The sequence below is a fragment of the Kitasatospora sp. MBT63 genome (assembly GCF_000710465.2).
Taxonomy (GTDB): Bacteria; Actinomycetota; Actinomycetes; order Streptomycetales; family Streptomycetaceae; genus Kitasatospora.
The window spans coordinates 7,639-9,612 of record NZ_JAIZ01000337.1; the positions used below are offsets into that span (position 1 = coordinate 7,639).

Sequence of the window (1,974 nt, forward strand, 5' to 3'; positions counted from 1 at the left end):
GTGGTCCCAGCCGTCGCCGGGTGCCAGGTCCTGGACCACCACCGGCTCCTGCAACCACCGGGCGGCCAGCCGGGCGGCCTCGGCGCCGGTGGTGACCCGGGCGACCAGGTCGCCGCGGCGGCTGTGGCGGCTCTTGACCACCAGCGGCCCGCCGTGGGCCGGCCAGTCGGCGGCGAGGACGGCGAGGGTGGCGCTGCGGGTCGGCGCGAACGGCAGTCCGGCCCGCCCGGCCTGGTCGGCCATCGCCAGCCGGTCCTGGCAGAAGGCGGTGGCGGCCGAGGAGTTGAGGACGGGCACGCCGAGCTGTTCCAGGGCCGCCGCGAGGGCCAGTGCGGCGGGGGTGCGGGCCTTGAGCAGGTAGACGTCGGCCGGGTCGGCGGGGCGGTCCGCGTCGGGCGCCGTCACCTCCACCGTGTGGCCGGCCGCGTGCAGCAGGGCGGTGGTGGCGGTGAGCAGCGGGTGGTCGGGGGCCGGGGTGATCAGGCCGATCCTCACCGGCCGCCGCCGAGCGCGGCGGAGGAGGGCACCAGCCGGGCGCCGGGGACGGAGGGCCAGGCGGAGCCGCTGCGGGCCAGCCGGACCACCGCGCCGGCCACGGTGTCGACGGCGTCGGGCACCTGCCGGAAGCTCGGGAAGTCGTTGACGTCGACCACCACCGGTCCGTCGGGGCCGAGCAGCACATCGACGCCGTACAGGTCGAGGCCGAACACCTCGCCGACCTGCGCGGCCACCGCGGCGACCTCGGCGCTGAGCGCCACCGGCCGTTCCCGGTGCGGGTGGTGCGGGTGCAGCGGGGAGGTCCGTTCGGTGGCGAACAGCTCGCCGCCGGCGCAGTAGACCTTGAGGTCGAGGCCGGGGTTGGCGATGTACGGCTGCGCGATCAGCAGCCCCTCCCCCGCCAGGTCGGCGGCGAGTGTGGGCAGTTGGTCGGGGCGTTCGACCAGGTGGACGGCGCGCCCGGAGCTGCCGTCGGCGGGCTTGACCACCAGCGGGTAGTGCTGCTGCGGTATCAGCGCGAACTCGGCGGGGTCGGCCGCCGCCCAGGTCTGCGGCACGGGCAGGCCGTGGTGGGCGGCGATCACGGCGGCCTGGGCCTTGTCCCGGACCGGTCGGATCGCGCGGGCGTCGTTGACGGTGGTCAGGCCGAGCCCGGCGGCGGCCTCCAGCAGGCCGAGCCCGGGGCCGCCGGAGACCGTCTTGAGCACCCAGGCGTCGTGCTGTCCGGACCGCACCAGGGCGCCGAGGTCGAGCAGCGAGCCGCCCGGCCGCAGGACGTCGACCCGGTGGCCCCACTCGGTCAGCCGGCGCACCACGTCGAGCGGCATGCCGTCGTTCCGGTAGTGCTCCTCGACCAGGAAGCAGAACCTCATCCCGTACAACTCCTGTCCCCCCGCGATTCCGCGGCTCCGGTGTAGCGCCTCAGGATGCCACGGATCGGCCCGGCAAGATCGCCCGGTACGTCCCGGAACGGCCACAGCCGGGTCACAGCGCGGCGGCTCCGGCGCGCGGCGGCTCCGGCCGCGCCCCCGCGCCGCGGGCTCGGGAGCGGGGGTGCTGCGTGCACGAAGGCGGCGCGGCGGCCGCCGCGGCCGGTCACGGAACCGTCCGGAAACCGTCGGCGCAGGCCACAGCCCTGTCACGGGCCGCAACGCCGCGGTCCCCGGCCATTACCCTCTCTTGGGAAAGCCTTTCCCGCGGGGAGGGGACCCGGGTACCGAAGGAGGGGCGGTGCGCGAATCCGTCAGGCCCGCTCCGGCGCCCGGCCGCACCGGCGGCCGGCCCGGTCCGCGTGGGGCGCTGCGCCCGCGCGGGCTGCACGACCTGCGCGAGGGGCCGGTGCCGGTGGCCCTGCACTACCCGCCGGACGACCTGGTGGTGGTCTCCGGCCTGCCCGGCAGCGGCAAGAGCACCCTGCTGCGGCGCTGCGCGCGCGGCCCGGTGATCGACTCCCAGCACGTCCGCGAGCGGTACCGG

Annotated in this window: 2 protein-coding genes and 1 pseudogene; 1 reads left to right on the forward strand and 2 read right to left on the reverse strand. The window is 77.0% G+C overall.

Features of this window, described 5'->3' with window-relative positions:
- Together AA75_RS52160 and AA75_RS20105 are read right to left on the reverse strand one after the other, a co-directional pair.
- Positions 1-495 (reverse strand): hypothetical protein (locus tag AA75_RS52160; protein ID WP_033821514.1); only part of this gene is annotated, 495 nt, incomplete at its 3' end.
- On the reverse strand, positions 492-1,370 hold the full coding sequence (locus AA75_RS20105) for a RimK family alpha-L-glutamate ligase (RefSeq protein WP_033821515.1): 879 nt from the start codon (positions 1,368-1,370) through the stop codon (positions 492-494). The genes AA75_RS20105 and AA75_RS52160, both read right to left, overlap by 4 nt.
- Positions 1,371-1,797: 427 nt before the next feature.
- Between AA75_RS20105 and AA75_RS44810 the strand changes: the two are divergent.
- A pseudogene (locus AA75_RS44810) lies at positions 1,798-1,974 on the forward strand (ATP-binding protein); the annotation flags it as partial.

Coding starts and splice junctions, on each gene's coding strand:
- AA75_RS20105 (WP_033821515.1), bottom strand. CDS start 1,370: ATGAGGTTCTGCTTCCTGGTCGAGGAGCACTACCGGAACGACGGCATG.